The sequence below is a fragment of the Schauerella aestuarii genome, from assembly GCF_009866805.1.
Classification (GTDB): Bacteria; Pseudomonadota; Gammaproteobacteria; order Burkholderiales; family Burkholderiaceae_B; genus Schauerella; species Schauerella aestuarii.
Genome location: NZ_SIZW01000039.1, coordinates 601,487 through 618,906 on the forward strand (window position 1 = coordinate 601,487; position 17,420 = coordinate 618,906).

A 17,420-nucleotide genomic window follows, 5' to 3' on the forward strand; every position below is an offset into this window, starting at 1 on the left:
GAAATTATGTCGGAATCGCGTGAAAAATTTCTTAGAACCACGTTGGATTGCATTGAGGAACGCGAAGCGAAGCTACTAGTCTGGGGCATCGTGGATGGTGCGTTCAGCAAAACAGAGATTCACGGGATTATCGACCCGCTCATCGAAGAAGCGCTTTACAACGGCATCGAAGACTTCCTGACGGCTGACGACGTGCTGGGTGAGTTGTTAGTGCGTAAGTTGATTACTGAGGTGCCTATCGGCGGCGGATGCTTGAGTTACCGGTCCCGCATGGCGGAGACAGTCCGTCTACTTCAAAGGCTCAGGCAACTTTTCCCGAAGCATGGCGGATCCTCCGGATGGCAACGCGCGCCCAAGCTGGTCGCCGACTTCCGTTTCCTTCGCCGCAGACGTTGTTACCCGGCCCGCAACATATCCATTGAGCAGGCTCTAGCCCTGATTGGCGAAGCGGCCGGGAGCCCTGCGCTTTTGACTGCGGTTAAAGCCTTGTTATTACGAGGGGGCGGCGCCGTCCAATTGTCAGGTTTCCAAGTGAGGGCAGCACAAAGGATTCTCCGGGCCATCGAAAATGATTTGGACCTGGCCACTATCGTCTGCGCTGGCACTGGTAGCGGCAAGACATTAGCTTTTTACCTGCCCGCACTCGCATCCGCTTACCGTCACGTACTGTTGGACGGAAAGAACTCGGGTTGGGTGAAGTCGGTGGCGCTCTACCCACGGACGGAGCTTCTCAAGGATCAATTGCGTGAAGTGCTGCAGCGCATCCGTGCCCTGAAGGATGATTTGCCTGATGGAGCAGCGGCCAAGATCCGGATTGGGGCACTTTATGGAGATACGCCCCATTCTGCACGGTATTGCGACTGGCGGAAGGTTGGAAACGACAGCATCTGCCCGACTCTTGCCTGCCCGGACTGCGGCGGCGAACTTCGTTGGCTCAAGAAGGACCGCGAGGACGGGGTCGAACGCCTGGTATGCGCGGCTTGCCAGGGCGTCGTAGACGGCAGCGATTTCGCCATAACTCGCGAATCCATGAAGGAAAGCGTACCTGATCTGTTGTTCACCACGACGGAAATGCTCAATCAACGTCTATCGGACACTTCGACGGCACACATCTTCGGCGTAGGGCCGAATGCCTTACGGGCTCCGGAATTGGTTCTTATGGACGAAGTGCACACTTACGAGGGCAAGCACGGCGCGCAAGTCGCTTACCTTATGCGCCGCTGGCAGCGATTGCTGGACCAGCGCCTTCGTTTCGTCGGCCTCTCTGCAACCTTGCGGGAGGCTGCACAGTTTTTCTCGGCGCTGACCGGGTGCCACAACAACCTGGTTGATGAGGTGTCGCCTCGATCCGAAGAGGTCGTGTCTGAAGGGGCGGAGTACATGCTGGCATTGCGAGGAGATCCAGTGTCGCGCGCGGCCCTGCTTTCTACCACGATCCAAGCGAGCATGGCGCTGCAGCGATGCCTCGACCCGAAGGCGGATAAACCTGGCGACTCCGTCAGTTGCGGCACGTTTGGACAGCGTACCTTCGTTTTTACTGACAATCTAGACGTGATCAACCGCCTGTATTTTGATCTCCTGAGTGCAGAGGGGAGGAATAGTTATGGCGACCCCGACATACGCAATGCTCCCAACGGCGGCTTGGCGATACTGCGGAACACTGGCACTTCATATTCTCGGTACTTGAACGGTCAAGACTGGCGTGTTTGCGAGGACTTGCACGGCGGCCTAAACCGGCGCCTGGTAGTGAAACGAGTCAGTTCGCAAGACCGCGGTGTTGATGCGGAAGCCGACGTTGTCGTCGCTACAGCAGTACTGGAAGTCGGTTTCGACGACCCTGCGGTCGGAGCGGTAATACAGCACAAGGCTCCGCGGAGCATGGCCGGGTTGCTGCAACGGAAGGGCCGTGGCGGGCGTACGCGTGGCATGCGGCCGTGGACAGTGGTCGTGCTATCTGATTATGGGCGGGATCGTGCTACCTACCAAAGCTACGACCTACTGTTCAATCCGGAATTGCCGGTTCGGACATTGCCTCTGGGCAACCGATACGTTACCAGGATGCAAGCCGTGTTCGCAACGATCGATTATCTGGGCTCGAAATTGGATGGAGTCTCACCGGGCAGCGTTTGGGGTGAACTGTGCGGCGGCGAAAAATACAGTGCGACTCGACGCCAGAAGTTGCTTCGCGAACTGCGCAACATCTTGGAGACGGAGGCTGGGGTAAGGCGCCTTAGCAATTACCTGAAAAGCGCGTTGGGGATTTCCGCGGAAGACCTTTCGGCAATCATGTGGGAGTTCCCCAGGCCGCTCCTGACGACGGTCTTACCGACCGCGATCAGGCGCCTGTCGAGCGACTGGGCTGCGGGAGGGAAAACGAAGCAGGATTATCGTACGTTCAATAATCCGCTTCCTGAATTCATCCCCGGTTCCCTTTTCGCCGACCTCAACTTGGCTGAAGTGGCTATCGAGTTGCCTGGGACGGGAGGCGTGGACCGGTTCGACGCGCCGGCAATGGCTGTGTTCGCGGCACTGCGGGAGTTCGCGCCCGGTCGCGTTAGTCGTCGCTACGGCGTCAGCCACCGAACCGAGCGTCATTGGATACCGCCGTTGCCGAATTTCCCGAACGGATCCGGTACGTTCGATCTTGAGCTTGAGTTGATTGGGAGTCATCAGGCCCTTGGCGATTACCAGATCCGCTCGGGCGATGGAAGCGTGTCGCTCCCGGTCTTCCGTCCCTTGAGCCTGACGACTAAGGCGCCGCCGAAAGAGGTAACCGATTCCTCCAACGCCTCTCCAAAGTGGCACAGCCAAATTGTCGCGGCGGTTGAACCCTCTTGGGTATCGCCGCCCGAGGGAAGTCTGTGGTGCGAGATCGTTTCGCGCATAGGCTTCTTCACACACACACGGCACGCTCCGATTGAGATCCGGCGGTTTACCACGGGGGCTTCCGCGGAAATCGGCCTCGGCACCGAGAGGGTCCGTGCTGAGACCACTTTCCGGGTCAACGGTAAGCCAGCGGCACTAGGAGCGCGGTTCGCGGCCGATGGCGTTGTGTTCCAGATAAAGATTCCCTCATGCTTGCACTTATCCCAAGACATCGGCGGAAGCGAGAAATGGCGTGCACTGCGAACTGCTAGGTTTGCCGACCTCGCTTGGCGCGGCGAGCGATTGGCGGCGGTCCAAAATCCATTCATGCGCGAATGGCTCGCTCAGATCTATCTCTCGGCCCTGACCTATGAGGCAATGAGCTGCGAGGTAGGACTGGCCGACGCCGGCGCCAATATCCGGGAAGGCCGGGCTTCGATTTCTCTTCAGGACGTACTTGGCTTGCTATTCCAGTCGCATATGGTGGAAGAAAAGGAAGAGGCCGGAGAATCTGCGAGCACCGAAAAGCTCCGACAGGAGTTGGACATCTGTCTTCGGGATTCGAATGTACTCGACGAGTTGCACAGTTTCGGTGCGACACTTTGGGAGCCGATCGGGGCTGATTGGGAACCATGGCTTCGAGGGGTGTTCCACGCCACCCTGGCGGCGGCGGTGCTTCGCTCAGTGACCGATCTTTGCCCGGGAATTGATCAAGAGGACCTGTCGGTCGACTTGGATCGGGGGCCGGCGCTCGACGGACAGGATGCGGGCTTGCGCCCGGATGTGGTCGAGGCTTGGTTTACCGAGCGAAATCCGGGCGGAAATGGGCTCGTAGAAGAGTTCATGCGTCGTTACGCGGAAGATCCCCGCCGCTTTTTCTCCACGGTACGCGCGAATCTCGAAATGGGCGAGTTCGAACTTATCGAGCACCAACTAGGCAAGATTGTCAATGTACTAGCCGATGACGAAGATTGCGGTATTTCGGAAAGCGCAGAATTGGTCCGCAGGTTCAGGATGGCGAAAAGCCAGGACGAAATGGCACGGACGTTCAAGTCTCTTCGCCGATCCCTCATGCTCGAAGGATTTTCCCCGTTCCACGGGTTTGTTGTCGCTCTCGGAAACCGCATCCTCCGCCCTGGATCGGGTGCCGCGACGGACATTTACCTGTCCCGGGTATTACGGCAGTGGCGGGAGGAAGAAGAGCGGATTGGCATTGAGGTCGACCTACGCGTCATGACCTACTTTCTCAGCCACTCCGACGAGGTCGATCGAGTGGTGCCCGACCTAGGCGGCCCATCGGTCGGCGACAGAAGCGCTTGGCGGAGCAACGCTATCAGCGGCCTCTTGTGGCCGCGCGGGCAAGCTATCCGCCGGTCCGCCCTGCAGATGAGAAACCCTTTCGCTGAACTCCCCCTAGTCGAGCGTTTACTTGTCTCCGAGTCTATTGGCGACGACCGCGTTTGCATCTCGATGCTAGACGCCGGGTGGTTTGAGAAAGCTTCCGAAGAGCTCGCGGCCGGCCGCCAGGTGACTCTTACATGTCCGGAGACCAGCCGCTCCAGCCTGGCTGCGGCCCTTAACGCGTTGGTGACAAACCCCATTGAATCGGGCTACTTGCGCGCGTATGCCCGCCTCCAGGGAGTCCGCCAGACGCTGTCCCTGATCGAGGCCGACATCGAACTAGTGGAAGCCGTGCAATGAACGTCCCCTACCGACGTATTTTCAAGACGAAGACCACCGGCGTCGCAGCCATTCAGGAACTGATGCAAACGATGTTCGTGGCAGAGGTCCTGCAACCTGGTGAGGAAGTTTGGATAGTTTCGCCCTGGATTAGTAATGTTGTACTCATCGACAACCGTTCCGGAAATTTTGATGCACTTAACCCTGAGTGGGGTCGGCGCGAGATCCGCCTCGCGGACGTGTTGGTAACCTTGATGGGTCGCGGCACGAAAGCGCACGTCGTCACCCGCAACGAGAGCAGCAACGATTTGTTCCGTACGAGCCTCGCCGAACTTGTCAGCGAACACGATCTGGAAGACTCATTGACCGTTCGTATCTATGACCAACTCCACACGAAGGGCGTACTGCTGACGAGGGGCCTGCTGTTGGGATCGATGAACCTTACCTATAACGGCATGACCATTAATGATGAATGGGTGGAGTTCTCGCTCGACCCATCCGACCTAAGGCGCACGCGGCTCGAATTCGCGCGTTATGGGGAATCGAGATGATTGACGCCCTGCGTCCGGCGGATAAGTCCTGGCTCGAAAGATTCTTTTCGGGCCGAAACTCCTTGAAATGGGAAAGCGTACTCGCTCGCAGCGCGTCGCCGGCCTGGCTGGAGCAGGCGCTGCCGTGGATCACCGCGTTCTCAGCTTCGGGAGGGCGGTTGCCCATCGTCCTACCAGTTTTCTGCTCTGAGGGGTCCGCCCAATGGTACGCCATGGCGCCGGATGAGAACGGAGCAAGCGCCTTGTCGATGGAGCTGACGGCGTTTATCGGCCCCAGTTTCAGCGATTTCCGAGGGCAGTTCCTCGAACCGGACCGGGACGACGCAATCGAAAACGCGCTGCTCGAACATTTTGGGCGATTTGTTTTCCGGTTGGTACCAGTTAATGCTAGGGATCGGTTGGCAATTGCCGACGCGCTACAACTGTATTTGGGCTTGCTGCGCCGCCGGCCCAGCGTTCCAGACCGCGCTCAACGGCCATTTGGCAAGGTGCGAGCCGAGTTCGACCGAGCCTTGCTCGCTGGCAATGAACTGGATGCAGTACGGCTGCGCGCGGAGTTGGTGGGCAGCGGCCGCTTGGATACCGAACAGGAAAAATACCTGGAAATTCGGATGCTCGCCGGTTTGCGCCGCCCACTCGAATTAGCGCACAACTTCCCACTCGTCAGATCCGTACTTGGCCTGTCGTTACCTGCCCAAACTATTGCGGACCTGGTTGGAGCGCTCTACTCGACGCATATTGCCGACATTGAGGACAGCGGCGATGACGAGTTAGTCCTGTCGGTATTTGGGAAAAAGATCGCCGCCGACTTCGGTCCTCTTTTTCTCGAGCGTAAAGGCGTCATGCATCCCAGCGTGCTCAAAGCCTTCATGCTCTATGAACTCATCCAGGCCGAACCAAACACAGAGCGCTGCCTAGCTATTGTGTCCACTTACCCTGACGGTTGTGGACGAGCACTGGTGGAGCGTTGGGCTGAACGACTGGTTACTTCGGACGTCACGCCCAGCACTGGTATTTACGAATTAGTCCGCCAGGCTTTCGGTGACGAGGACTATGGGTTGGCCCTCCAACTTTCCTTCGACGCGTTCCCTGATTCGTGGACGTTCGGTGCTCTGCTCCGTTGCGCTGTTGAAATGGATGATGCAGAAATTGCTCTTAGGGTTCTTGCTGCTGTTGAGACAGCGTCCGAAGTCGAACGCTTGAAATGGACGACGAGGGACTTGGCCAGGCTCCAGCAACTGCTTGCGGACATCGCCGTGGAATCGGGAGAAGTCGCTGATCCACCATCCAGGACGATCCGTCCAGAAGCGGATTGGCTGTCTTGGGTAGACTACGTCAAATCCGGGACCCAGGGCCGTCCCCCGCTCGAGGTCCTTGAGGATGCGCTTCCTCGATGGAGCGTCGAGGCATATGCCTTGGACCCGGCGATCTGCAGGGAATTGGCCGAACGGATCGGGAACGCTGGGGGAAGCGCCGAACAGGTGTTCCGCGACGCATTCGCACCTCTAGTCGAATTCTTCGTAGACAGGCCTGAACGGCCGGTCCGTGCCTTCGCTCCACTCTATGCCATGCTGATCCGTGTCGTAGCCTGGAACGGCGCGGTTAGCGCTAACGAGCTCGAACTGGCTTCCGCTGTAATTCACGCCCTAGTTGGCCTCGCGCCTTCGAAAGAGGATTACGCTGAAGCGGTCGATGCCTACTCGGAAATTGTGGGCGCGAACCGTGCTCCAGGCAACATGGACTGGGCACTTAACGCAGCAGAAATGCTAGCCCTTCACTCTTCTCCGGACGAAGAGTCGCGGCTCCGGCTTTTCATGGAGGTCGTCGGCACGGCCCGTACGTATTTTCACCGACTCAGTCCCGTACAATACGAGATTCTTAGCTTGCTGGCCCAGGATTACGGATGCTCCAGCCTATTGGAGTCGTTTCCAGGTTGTAACAGCTTTCATGAAGTGCTGGCGCCGCGCGTCGACTTTTCCGGTTTGATTGGCATCTACACCCTAACAGAGCCGGCAGGGCAGCGGGCGAAGCAGTTCCTCAAGAAATTGTTTCCGCAAGCCAAGGTGGAGTTGAATTCTGACCACGTTGCAACCGAAAAACTTAAAGTCCTAGCCGCCACCGCTGACATATTTGTATTCGCTTGGAAAAGCAGCAAGCACCAAGCATACTTCGCTGCAAAGGAGGCTAGGGGCGCACGGCAAACCTTGCTTCCGATCGGCAAAGGCAGTGCCAGTATCCTCGATTGCGTGCTTAGGAAAATCGCGGCGTAAGACTGACAACTGCTGTCACGGGAAGTATGAAGTTTTTAGCTTTGTGACAGAGGCAAGGCAACGATTGGTCGGAAAGTTTCAGATCCAAGCGGTTAGGTGAAAACCTCCTGGCAAGCTTCCTTCGAAAGAGGCAAAGTTTCCAATACCAGCAAATAGGAAAATTTTGCGTGACAACCCCATGGTTCGCAAATCGCGAGGATCACCGCGATCTTGAAGCAGACCAAGGCCGGATAGCGTTGTGCTGCTAGCACGGCTTAAGTAGGGCTAGCTTTTATCACTAGCATTCCGCGCACCTCTACTGGAGTGCATGATCGATGCGCATGGAAAGTTAGATGCAGGCGACTTGCGTCTCGAAAGATGCCGCTCAACGAATGGCCAACCGCCAAATTTTGATACTGGTCGTCGGAATAGTGTCGTGAGGCCATTTAATCGATGTGAGATCACCATGCGGGCATTTCGAGAACGGGAGCTTAGTGGACGTTTAGCCTGCCACAGGTGTGATATGAGTTAGGCCGGGTATTTTTGACCCGTGAAGCTAATGTTAATCATTGAAGAAAGTGAAAGTCGGCAATCAGCGAATGCCGATAATCTTGTGGCTCTGAACTGATAGCCGCCATAGTGGGTGACTTTGGCAATATGATATAGCTGCCGCGGTGTTTTCGCGGACCAAAAGGTTATCCATTGGTTGAATTAGGTAGTGATCAAATTTTAGAGCCAAGAGATCTAGATCTGCCGGGCCAAACCCCATTTGTGGGAATACCAACTTCAGTTCGTCGCCGCGAGTTTGTACCAAATGCGTTCCGGCTTTTGGGCTTACGCAGATCCAGTCGATTCCGGCGGGCGCCGCGATCGTACCATTCGTTTCCACGGCCACTTTAAAGCTGAGGTCATGGAGGCAGTCAATTAGTTCTGTGTCCAACTGCAGTAGTGGCTCCCCTCCAGTCATCACGACTAAGCGGTGCTCAAAATCGTGGGCTGGCCAGAAAGAAGCAATTTGACCTGCTAATTCTCGCGCGGAAGCGAACTTCCCGCCCGACGTTCCATCCGTGCCGACGAAGTCAGTATCGCAGAATTGACATATCGCTGAAGTCCGATCCTCTTCACGGCCTGACCACAGATTGCATCCGGAGAATCGGCAAAACACTGCTGGTCTGCCAGCTTGAAGGCCTTCGCCCTGCAACGTATAAAAGACTTCTTTGACCGAATATGTCATCGCTTCACGCCGGCAGTGCCGGCCCTCCTAGGTCTACGCCAATCATCGAACCGCAGCCCTCGGACTCGAATAAATCAACGCGCACAAGTTGCGGCAATGCGCGTAGCGTTGTTTCGTGCAGCCAACACGCCACCGTCGTGATGTCGCCGTCGGCTAGTTCAGCCTGTTCGTGTAAAGGATGATGGTCTAGAGACTTGAAGATTGGATCGAATACCGCTTTCACATCACCAAAATCTACTGTCCATCCCATTACTTGATCTAGCGGAGCGGTTAGGTGTAGACGCAGAGTGTAAGTATGACCGTGAATGGCGTGGCGCGGATCAGTGGTCGGTGCACGTCGGTGCCGAACAGCGCTGTCAATAGTGAAGTCTTTCCAGATCCGATAATTCGCCCCATCAAACGTAGCGCCGCAGGAAGCTGTTTCGTAGACGGTGACCCACGAAAGCGCCGGCAGCGCCGGTTTGATCCGCTCCCACAACCACGACGAGATGGTCTCGCTGGTTGGGTTTTCAAGTCCGGGCACCTCGTTGAGGCAGCGATAATTGATCTGCGCCGAGATCGGATCCCAAAGCGCGTCGAGATGATCGTAGTCGATGCTAAGATCCGCGCCAGCCATGTCCTGGTTGGCATGAAGAATCACTTCAAAGCCATGCCCGTGCATTCTGCCACATTTGTGTCCGAGTGGCACATGCGGCAACTGGTGAGCCGCCTGGAAGCGGTAGCGTCGCCAGACGTGCGCGTGGCCTCGCGCATCCACTTCTACGCCTTGGTTCGGCGTGCTTTGCACCGCCACTCGGTCGATGCCGGGCATTTCGAGTCGCTCGCGAATCCAGCGTGCCAGGTTTTCATCCGTCGGCTGCGATAGATGCTTATTGAGCACACCATAGGTGAGAAGCTCAGTGCAGCGATGGAGCCGCCGCTGCAGAGCAGTCGCCTCGTCACCCGGGTACGCCGCCCACTCCGCCGGAACGGTAGCATATGCTGTGGCCGTAAAACCGTGTCCGTGCATGTGCCGGCAGCGGTGGCCGTCTGGCAGCATATCTACCTGCCGGGCAGCTTCAAATCGACTGCTGGCAGCGTGCAATATAGCGAGGGAGGGAGTATGCGCGTTCATGCTGTCTCCGGTTGCACATAGATGTCGTAGCCGTCGCGGCGTAGATGACACGCAGGGCAGTGACCGCACCCATAGCCCCAGTGATGCACGTGAGTACGGTCTCCTAAGTAGCAGGTGTGTGTTTCGGTGCGGATTAGTTCTACGAGAGGGGGGCCGCCCAGTTCTTGCGCTAGCGTCCAGGTTTGCGCCTTGTTCAGCCACATGAGCGGCGTCTCCACGACCATTGGTGCATCCAAGCCGAGGCTCATCGCCACCTGCAACGCCTTCAAGGTGTTATCCCTGCAATCGGGGTATCCAGAATAGTCAGTCTCGCACATACCGCCTATTAGCGCAGTCAATCCGCGCCGGTAGGCAATTGCCGAAGCGAACGTGAAGAACAGCAAGTTGCGACCCGGTACGAAGGTTGAGGGTAGGCCGGATTCTTTGAACGTGATTTCACGATCTTGTGTGAGTGCCGTGTCGCTGATCTGCCCTAGCAAGGTCAAGTCAAGCATATGATCCGCACCAAGTCGCTCGGCCCAGGCAGGGAATTGCGCCTTCAAGCGTTCCAGGATCACTAATCGGCACTCTAACTCGACCGCGTGCCGTTGTCCGTAGTGGAGGCCGATTGTCTCTACATGTGCATAGCGATTCAAAGCCCAGGCTAGGCATGTCGTGGAATCCTGCCCGCCGGAGAACAGCACCAATGCTTTGCGCTTCATGTCGTTATTCATTGTCGATGCGGCGCGATTTACGTAGCGCCTTCTTGATAGAACTGACCAGGTAGCGAGTCAATTGATCGATGTCACTTGGAGTATTCTGGATTCCATTCCAGGGGCGCGTGTCCCACGTCTCAAGTGGCCACTGCCCTCCAGTCCATGCTGTGTAGGAAGCAAGTAGCCGCAGGCCTGGCTCGAATTGTTTACGTTCGGTGGCTCCCTCAGCACTGTACAAGTGGTCCATGACAAAGCCCATTGAAACGATACCGGCGCCGTGCCGCAATCGTGAGAACCGTGGGGTCATTCCCGCCCACGCCGGTTTATATACGTTGGCCACTGCATGGAAGAACTCGCTAACGAGGCGAAACGCCCGCTCATCTCGATCGTCATATTGAACGAGGTCTCGAATAGCCCCGTCTGAGGCCGAGTTCATAATCAGGCGCTGTACTGCGGTGTCACTGATTACGCCCGCCGGATTGGTGTGTTGTCTTATCTCACCATGTAGCGAACTACCGCGAGTGAAATTGAGTAAATCGACGATACGTGCGGAGAACTTTCGCTGCGTGAAGCGCTCCGGCAGTCCTTCCACGTTTGGCAACAACTCATAAATTAGTGTTTTTGGTAGGGGGCGCGTATTGTTGATCAGCACGAACTGCTGACGCAATTCGTTGTAGTCCCTGCAGACAAGAGCCGATACGAATACCTGAAAGTCCGGCTTGTCGATACCAGACAGCGCTGTTAGCCTTTGCTGTCCGTCGACCACGAAGCCGGGTTTTTTGTCGCCCTGCATCGTTATCGTGACTTCTGCGACTTCGTCACTCAGGTTTTCTATCGTTACGCCGTCGATGAACGCTACTATGACCGCATTGGGCAAGAGTGCGTCATCACGAGATAAGTAGTCGCGAATGTCGCGAATATGGGACGCCACTTGATGGCGCTGAAACCCCTTTAAGCTCCCATCGTCCGAGCGGGAAACTCGCTCGATTTCAGCAAATGACAGTATGTCGTGAGGATGCGCGGCGAACACAAACACGTCATGCCCCTTTGCCTGTTGGGCCCGAACGGCCTTAAATCGATATTTAGTCACGCGGTTTCTCTCAAGGTTTTCCGTAAATGGCGGTGGTAGACGCCCAGATTGTGGAATCCACGACGCTTATTGCGATTGCTCGATCGAAAGATGATTACCTCCACGCCGATTGCACGACACACATCGCATTTGCATTGCTTCCATGGTTCGTGCTCAAGTGTTCGTTGGATGTGCGAAGCAATTTTGCCGAGCGCCTTATCCTGAAGATCTCCTCCCGTGCCATCGCCGCGGATCAAGAATTGGTGGTAATCCATCACTGCTTCCAGCGTGACGCTGACGTTCGAATTGCCTCGGTCGAATGAGCGTAATTCTGCTAGGGCTTTGCGCTCGCGAACATGCAAATCCTCGGCGCTGAATATCCCGCGCTTGATGCCTTGTAATAAACGTGAATTTTCGATGGCCTGAGGGATGCGGATAGCAGTGTAGTAAGCAAGTCTACCGTCGGACCCTTCACTGTAGTAGTTGGCTTTTTCATCCTTAAATGCGCGAATTAACGGCGAAGTGGAATCGAAACTAGTGATGCCAAAGTCTGTGAACTCGTGAATACTATCCGCCTTCGCAAAGCCAAGAAGATGAATCTTCGTATTTCGATGGATGCGTGCGCGAATCGCTGAAAGGACTGTCTTAATCGCGTCAACCTTCAAAGGTACCAAACCGCCGATAGCTAGGTAACCATATCCCATACGCTCTAGGCGATACGCCGCCTCGGCCATGCTATTCGGGGACCATCCTTGCACGGGACCAAGGGGCTCGAATGGCATACCTTCGCGTTTGGTTAGTTTCAGAAACGCCTCAGCGTTGTCCAGCGTGACCGCGTATCGCCGTCGAACTGCTGCACCTACCTCGTTCTCCGATGGGTTGCTCAGGTCACAATCGAAGATGATGTGGTCTGGCGAGACGCCATGAGTGAATCCTGCTTCAATGTAAAACTCCAGAACCTCTTTGGGTGAGTACGCCGGTTCGGGGTGATTAGCGTACGCGAAAGCACCGCAATCCCCCATCAGCATTGCATCCTTGAAGCGAATGTCGTCGTAGCGCAGAAATTTTCGAGCGCCATCACGCAGTAGGCGTTGCTCCTCTCGAGTTGAGTAACGCACTTTTGAAGCGGCAACCCCGGGAGCTTGTCGGACTGCACTCATTGCAACCAGGAGGCCATCGTATGGTGCTGGTTCCATGAGTTCATGAGCGTACACATCCGACCAGTAACGTTCACGCCCGGGACTGTTGCGATCATTAAGAAAATCGTACCCAGGATCTACGTAATCCTGAGTATCAGAGTAGAGAAATTTCATGTGAATTTTTTTGTATGGTTGCTCGCGGCATAGATTTGCATCAAAGCAGCTTGTAGTTTTTTAACGTGCTGTGGAGTGTTTTGAACTTCGTTCCAGGGTAAGCCTATCGACTCCCAAGTTCCTTCTGTCCACCTACAAGCTGGGGCAATTTTTTCGATCTCGCGTTGCACTGTGGCTACGTCAGCATTCGGAGCTAAGCGAAGGTAGATCGCATCCATTAGCAGACCCATCGCGAGCAATCCAGCCGAATGCATCAGCCTGCTATTTTTTGGATCCATTCCCCAACAGTTAGGAAATACGTTTTTTACTGCTGTCCAGTATGTGATTAATAACCGGTACATACCTTCAACGTCTCCGCCGCCGTCGCGTCCGATTAATTTAAAAGGTGCGAGTGCCCCTAGCGCAGTCGATAGACTATTTTTGACGATCGAGAGAAGTGCAGTATCCGTTACTACCGCCCCGGAGGCTGTTTGGTCTGATGCTCGCTTCACGATCCGGTGGAATGGCGATGCGGGATCTTGATTCAGTAGATTTACCAACTCAGCCGGTAGCTTTCGAGCCGCCAAATCACGAGGCAGCACGAAGGCTGCTGTCTCCGGCAAGAGTTCGTTGATTAGTCGGGTTGGCAGCGGTTTGGCCTTGTTGACCAAGATGAATTGTTCTCGCTGGACGGATATTTTGTCCGACACAAACCCGATCACTGGAACCGCTAAATCACTGTGTTGCGCTTGAGAGAGGGCGATCGACCTTTGTTGCCCGTCGACTATCCAAGCCACACGCTGGCCCTCGTCATAGATTGGTAAAGTTAGCGTTCCGCTCTCAGAGACTCTAGCATCGCCAGTTGGTCGGCTTCCGCGCGAGGCAGTGAACTTCACATCGGGTGCCATTGCTAGAATTATTGCGTTGGGAAACAACACGTCGCCTTGGTTGAGGTAGTCAACAATACCCTTCACGTGCTGACGAATTTCTGGTCGTTGGAAGCCTTTTAGTGCGTCAGTTGCATCTCGCCCAATCCGCGAAATGTCCGCCACTCTTACGATGTCCCCGCCCTTAATGAAGAACGCGTAAACATCTAATCCTTGACCCTGGGTTGTGTGTAATGCACGTATCACAAGTGCTGGTCGAGTCGGCGAAGGCTTCATGGACACTCCCATATCAGTTGCGCAATTCAATTGCTAGCGCTTGCCAAAGACGACTGAATCGCTTTTGTTCGCAGGAGATACATGCCTCATCCCGCAGGTATCTTAGTAATCGCGTACTCTTACCCTCATGCTGTGCCCATTTTTTGATGAGTACCTCACGAATTTCTTCATCCGACATGCGCTTGTTGGCTGAACGGGGCATTCGCAATTGATTTGCGAGTGCTGCTGCAACCGCCGATCGTGCCTTTGTTAGCGGTAGCGTCGATGCTTCGAGAGTAGTCACGAAATGCCTCAGCGCGCGCTGTGCAAAATCAGACTGTGTGCCGGCAAATTCGCGTATCGACTCCAAGCGTTCGTCGTAAGGCATGACGCAGTCGATCAGGTGCTTGGGTACCTCGCGCGCTCCCGCGTTCGAGGTGAAAATTCGCAGATGATTAGCAGAGGCCGGACTCACCCGAGCTAAATCATCATGGACCAGACGAAAATAACTACTAGGGAGCGCGAGTAGCGTCGGTGACTGGGCGATTAGGTGAGATAAGGGGAAGGGTCGGAGAGCGGTTAACTCGTTCCACCAATCAGCCGCAGTTGCGTTAATGGATTGGAGCCGACGCGCCAGGTCCGACCCCGGAGCCACCGTGCATTCGTACCCTGGCACGAAATCGTCAGACTTCACTAGGCCTAGTCCCGCCGAAACGATGCGCCAAGACACACCTAAGTGGCTAGCCGCTGCTGCTGTATCAGTAACCGAGCGACCTTGGTACAACGACTGCGCAGTCGCAACCGGGAACACTTTGCTAACAACATTTCGCCACGCCTCGGCCAACTGCCTGGTAGTAAGCAGATGAGGAATCTGCGACATATCTATCCGGTCTGATCCAGACTTTCTCTGAGTGCAGCAGGTGACAATGACAGCAGTAACAAGCATGGATGTTCCAGCGATTTCGCAGTTGTTTCCGATGGTGGAAATTGTACATCATGCAGTTATTCAGGCAGTTTTTCGCTGGCAGACCAGCAGTAATTTCTTCAGCGCAGATATTGCGGTTTTACGGCTCATTGGATGTCTCATGAGCGCCGGATGGCGGAAGAATAGGAGACCATTCCGTAATCATGAGCCAACATCATTACCGCGCGTGCTCGCCTCTTTTAGGCATTGACGCACGCGTTTGACCTGCCTGGCTATGCCGAGCGACAAGCGTTCTTGAGAATCCTTCGAGCGTTACCGTCGCATAGATCGCCGTATCCGTCTTCGCAGTTGCGATGAATCTCGTAGGCGCTACTGCTCGTGACCAACGCAGAAAGCAAAAAACCGCTACTTATTGAGAGTAGCGGTTCCTTTATCTGGTGCCCGGGGCCGGAATCGAACCGGCACGCCTTGCGGCGGGGGATTTTGAGTCCCCTGCGTCTACCAATTTCACCACCCGGGCATAGGAGGTCGCGTGTTCCTTAGGCCGTTGCAGCGAAAGGTCAGCGTGGTGTCGAGCCAATAATTATATCGGATATTGAAAATTTGTGGAATGCCCCCATAATTTACCGGTCTGGGGGCCTGGCGCCCCTCGCTTCAACCCACTTTTTCTAGTCGATCATGAGCCAAACTGACACTTCCACCGCATCCGCTGGCGCGAACGGCGCCGAGACGCTCGGCTTCCAAGCCGAAGTGAAGCAGCTGCTTCACCTGATGATCCACTCGCTTTACAGCAATAAGGAAATCTTCCTTCGTGAGCTGATCTCCAACGCTTCGGACGCCTGCGATAAGCTGCGTTTCGAGGCCATTGACCATCCCGAGCTGCTGGAAGGCGGTGCCGATCTGGGCTTGCGTGTCGATTACGACAAGGCGGCCCGCACGATTACCATCACCGACAACGGCATTGGCCTGTCGCGTGACGAGGCGGTGGCCAACCTGGGCACGATCGCGAAGTCGGGCACGCGCGAGTTCTTCTCCAAGCTCACGGGCGATAAGCAGAAAGACGCGCAACTGATCGGTCAGTTTGGCGTGGGCTTTTATTCGTCGTTCATCGTGGCGGACAAGGTTACGGTGCTGAGCCGTCGCGCTGGTTTGCCCGCGAGCGAAGGCGTGCAGTGGATTTCGGATGGTCAGGGCGAGTTCTCGATTGCCCAGGTCGAGCGCGAGGAGCGCGGCACGAGCGTGACGCTGCATTTGCGTGAAGACGAAGACGAGCTGCTCAATGGTTGGAAGCTGCGCGATATTCTGCGTCGCTATTCCGATCACATTTCGCTGCCGATCCGCATGGCCAAGGAAGATTGGGATGCGGAGAAGGGCGAGCAAGTGAAGGGCGAGGAGCTCGAGACGGTCAACCAGGCGAATGCGTTGTGGACGCGTTCGAAGTCGGAAGTGACTGACGAGCAGTATCAAGAGTTCTATAAGCACATCACGCACGATTTCGCCGAGCCGTTGGCGTGGTCGCACAATCGTGTGGAAGGCCGTAGCGAGTACACGCAGCTGTTGTTTATCCCGAAGCATGCCCCGATGGATTTGTGGGATCGCGATGGCAAGCGCGGCGTGAAGCTGTATGTGAAGCGCGTTTTCATCATGGACGATGCCGAGCAATTGCTGCCGTCGTATCTGCGCTTTGTGCGTGGCGTGATCGATTCGGCGGATCTGCCGCTGAACGTGTCGCGCGAGATTCTGCAAGAGAGCCGCGATGTGCGTGCGATCCGTGAAGGGTCGTCGAAGCGCATTCTGTCGCTCTTGGAAGATATGGCCGAGAACAAGCCCGAAGACTATGCCGCATTCTGGACGGAGTTCGGCCAGGTGCTGAAGGAAGGCACGGGCGAAGACGCGGCCAATCTGGAGCGCATTTCGAAGCTGCTGCGTTTTGCGTCGACGCATTCGGGCGATGAGTCGCAAACCGTGTCGTTGGCCGATTACGTGGGCCGCATGAAGGAAGGTCAGGACAAGATTTACTACGTGACGGCCGATTCGTTTGCTGCGGCAAGCAACAGCCCGCACCTGGAGATATTCCGCAAGAAGGGCATCGAAGTGCTGCTGCTCACCGAGCGTGTGGACGAGTGGATGATGTCGCACCTGCGTGAGTTCGACGGTAAGTCGTTGGCGTCGGTGGCGAAGGGCGGTCTGGATCTGGACAAGCTGTCGGACGAAGCCGAGAAGAAGCATCAGGAAGAGGTGGCCGAGCAGTTCAAGCCGCTGGTGGAGCGTTTGCAAGCGTCCTTGGCCGACAAGGTGAAGGAAGTGCGCGTAACGTCGCGTCTGGTGGATTCGCCGGCGTGCGTGGTGGTGGGTGAGAACGACTTGAGCCCGCATCTGCTGCGTATGTTGAAGTCGGCGGGTCAGGAAGCGCCGGTGGTGAAGCCTGTGCTGGAAATCAATCCCGAGCACGCGTTGGTGGGCCGTATCGAGAAGGCCAGCGACGAAGAGTTTGGCGATTGGGCGCAGTTGTTGTTGGATCAAGCGATGCTCGCCGAAGGCGCGCAAATCGCCGATCCGGCCGCCTTCGTGAAGCGCTTGAACCAGTTGCTGTTGAAGGCATAA

General features: G+C 55.9%; 11 protein-coding genes and 1 tRNA gene. 4 read left to right on the forward strand and 8 right to left on the reverse strand.

Annotated elements, in window-relative coordinates; translation table 11 throughout:
* Positions 1-6: 6 nt before the first annotated feature.
* Genes dpdJ through dpdD form a run of 3 tightly spaced genes read left to right on the forward strand, consistent with a single transcriptional unit; the run spans position 7 to position 7,366 of the window.
* The gene (gene dpdJ, locus EYW45_RS05710) at positions 7-4,566 is read left to right on the forward strand and encodes a protein DpdJ (RefSeq protein ID WP_161134378.1); all 4,560 of its coding nucleotides are present in this window, start codon (positions 7-9) and stop codon (positions 4,564-4,566) included.
* Complete coding sequence (gene dpdK, locus EYW45_RS05715) at positions 4,563-5,096, forward strand: phospholipase D-like domain-containing protein DpdK (protein ID WP_161134379.1); 534 nt, start codon at positions 4,563-4,565, stop codon at positions 5,094-5,096. The genes dpdJ and dpdK overlap by 4 nt, the downstream gene beginning before the upstream one ends.
* The gene (gene dpdD, locus EYW45_RS05720; RefSeq protein WP_161134380.1) at positions 5,093-7,366 is read left to right on the forward strand and encodes a protein DpdD; all 2,274 of its coding nucleotides are present in this window, start codon (positions 5,093-5,095) and stop codon (positions 7,364-7,366) included. Before dpdK ends, dpdD begins: the two co-directional genes overlap by 4 nt.
* Before the next feature lie 571 nt (positions 7,367-7,937).
* Here dpdD and queE read toward each other — a convergent pair.
* From queE to EYW45_RS05760, 8 genes are all read right to left on the reverse strand, one after another.
* Positions 7,938-8,579: a 7-carboxy-7-deazaguanine synthase gene (gene queE / locus EYW45_RS05725; RefSeq protein WP_161134381.1), complete on the reverse strand. Its 642-nt coding sequence runs from the start codon at positions 8,577-8,579 to the stop codon at positions 7,938-7,940.
* A 4-nt stretch (positions 8,580-8,583) separates the two neighbouring features.
* The gene (locus EYW45_RS05730; protein ID WP_161134382.1) at positions 8,584-9,693 is read right to left on the reverse strand and encodes a 6-carboxytetrahydropterin synthase; all 1,110 of its coding nucleotides are present in this window, start codon (positions 9,691-9,693) and stop codon (positions 8,584-8,586) included.
* Positions 9,690-10,394 (reverse strand): 7-cyano-7-deazaguanine synthase QueC, encoded by a 705-nt coding sequence (queC, locus tag EYW45_RS05735; RefSeq protein ID WP_161134383.1) that lies wholly within the window; start codon positions 10,392-10,394, stop codon positions 9,690-9,692. Before queC ends, EYW45_RS05730 begins: the two co-directional genes overlap by 4 nt.
* 4 nt (positions 10,395-10,398) lie before the next feature.
* Positions 10,399-11,478 (reverse strand): DGQHR domain-containing protein DpdB, encoded by a 1,080-nt coding sequence (dbpB, locus tag EYW45_RS05740; protein WP_161134384.1) that lies wholly within the window; start codon positions 11,476-11,478, stop codon positions 10,399-10,401.
* Complete coding sequence (gene dpdA, locus EYW45_RS05745; RefSeq protein ID WP_161134385.1) at positions 11,475-12,770, reverse strand: tRNA-guanine transglycosylase DpdA; 1,296 nt, start codon at positions 12,768-12,770, stop codon at positions 11,475-11,477. The genes dbpB (EYW45_RS05740) and dpdA overlap by 4 nt, the downstream gene beginning before the upstream one ends.
* Positions 12,767-13,912, reverse strand: coding sequence for a DGQHR domain-containing protein DpdB (dbpB, locus tag EYW45_RS05750; protein WP_161134386.1), 1,146 nt, complete (start codon positions 13,910-13,912; stop codon positions 12,767-12,769). The genes dpdA and dbpB (EYW45_RS05750) overlap by 4 nt, the downstream gene beginning before the upstream one ends.
* Before the next feature lie 13 nt (positions 13,913-13,925).
* Positions 13,926-14,279, reverse strand: a complete 354-nt coding sequence (locus EYW45_RS05755) for a hypothetical protein (protein WP_161134387.1) — start codon at positions 14,277-14,279, stop codon at positions 13,926-13,928.
* Between the two features lie 972 nt (positions 14,280-15,251).
* Positions 15,252-15,336 (reverse strand) — tRNA-Leu (locus tag EYW45_RS05760).
* Between the two features lie 158 nt (positions 15,337-15,494).
* Between EYW45_RS05760 and htpG the strand changes: the two genes are divergently transcribed.
* Positions 15,495-17,420 (forward strand): molecular chaperone HtpG, encoded by a 1,926-nt coding sequence (htpG, locus tag EYW45_RS05765; protein WP_161134388.1) that lies wholly within the window; start codon positions 15,495-15,497, stop codon positions 17,418-17,420.

Bases quoted from the DNA above. Each gene is read 5' to 3' on its own strand.
- htpG (WP_161134388.1), top strand. From the start codon at position 15,495: ATGAGCCAAACTGACACTTCCACCGCATCCGCTGGCGCGAACGGCGCC.
- dpdJ (WP_161134378.1), top strand. From the start codon at position 7: ATGTCGGAATCGCGTGAAAAATTTCTTAGAACCACGTTGGATTGCATT.
- dpdK (WP_161134379.1), top strand. From the start codon at position 4,563: ATGAACGTCCCCTACCGACGTATTTTCAAGACGAAGACCACCGGCGTC.
- queE (WP_161134381.1), bottom strand. From the start codon at position 8,579: ATGACATATTCGGTCAAAGAAGTCTTTTATACGTTGCAGGGCGAAGGC.
- dbpB (WP_161134386.1), bottom strand. From the start codon at position 13,912: ATGAAGCCTTCGCCGACTCGACCAGCACTTGTGATACGTGCATTACAC.
- queC (WP_161134383.1), bottom strand. From the start codon at position 10,394: ATGAAGCGCAAAGCATTGGTGCTGTTCTCCGGCGGGCAGGATTCCACG.
- EYW45_RS05755 (WP_161134387.1), bottom strand. From the start codon at position 14,279: ATGCCTTACGACGAACGCTTGGAGTCGATACGCGAATTTGCCGGCACA.
- dpdD (WP_161134380.1), top strand. From the start codon at position 5,093: ATGATTGACGCCCTGCGTCCGGCGGATAAGTCCTGGCTCGAAAGATTC.
- dpdA (WP_161134385.1), bottom strand. From the start codon at position 12,770: ATGAAATTTCTCTACTCTGATACTCAGGATTACGTAGATCCTGGGTAC.
- EYW45_RS05730 (WP_161134382.1), bottom strand. From the start codon at position 9,693: ATGAACGCGCATACTCCCTCCCTCGCTATATTGCACGCTGCCAGCAGT.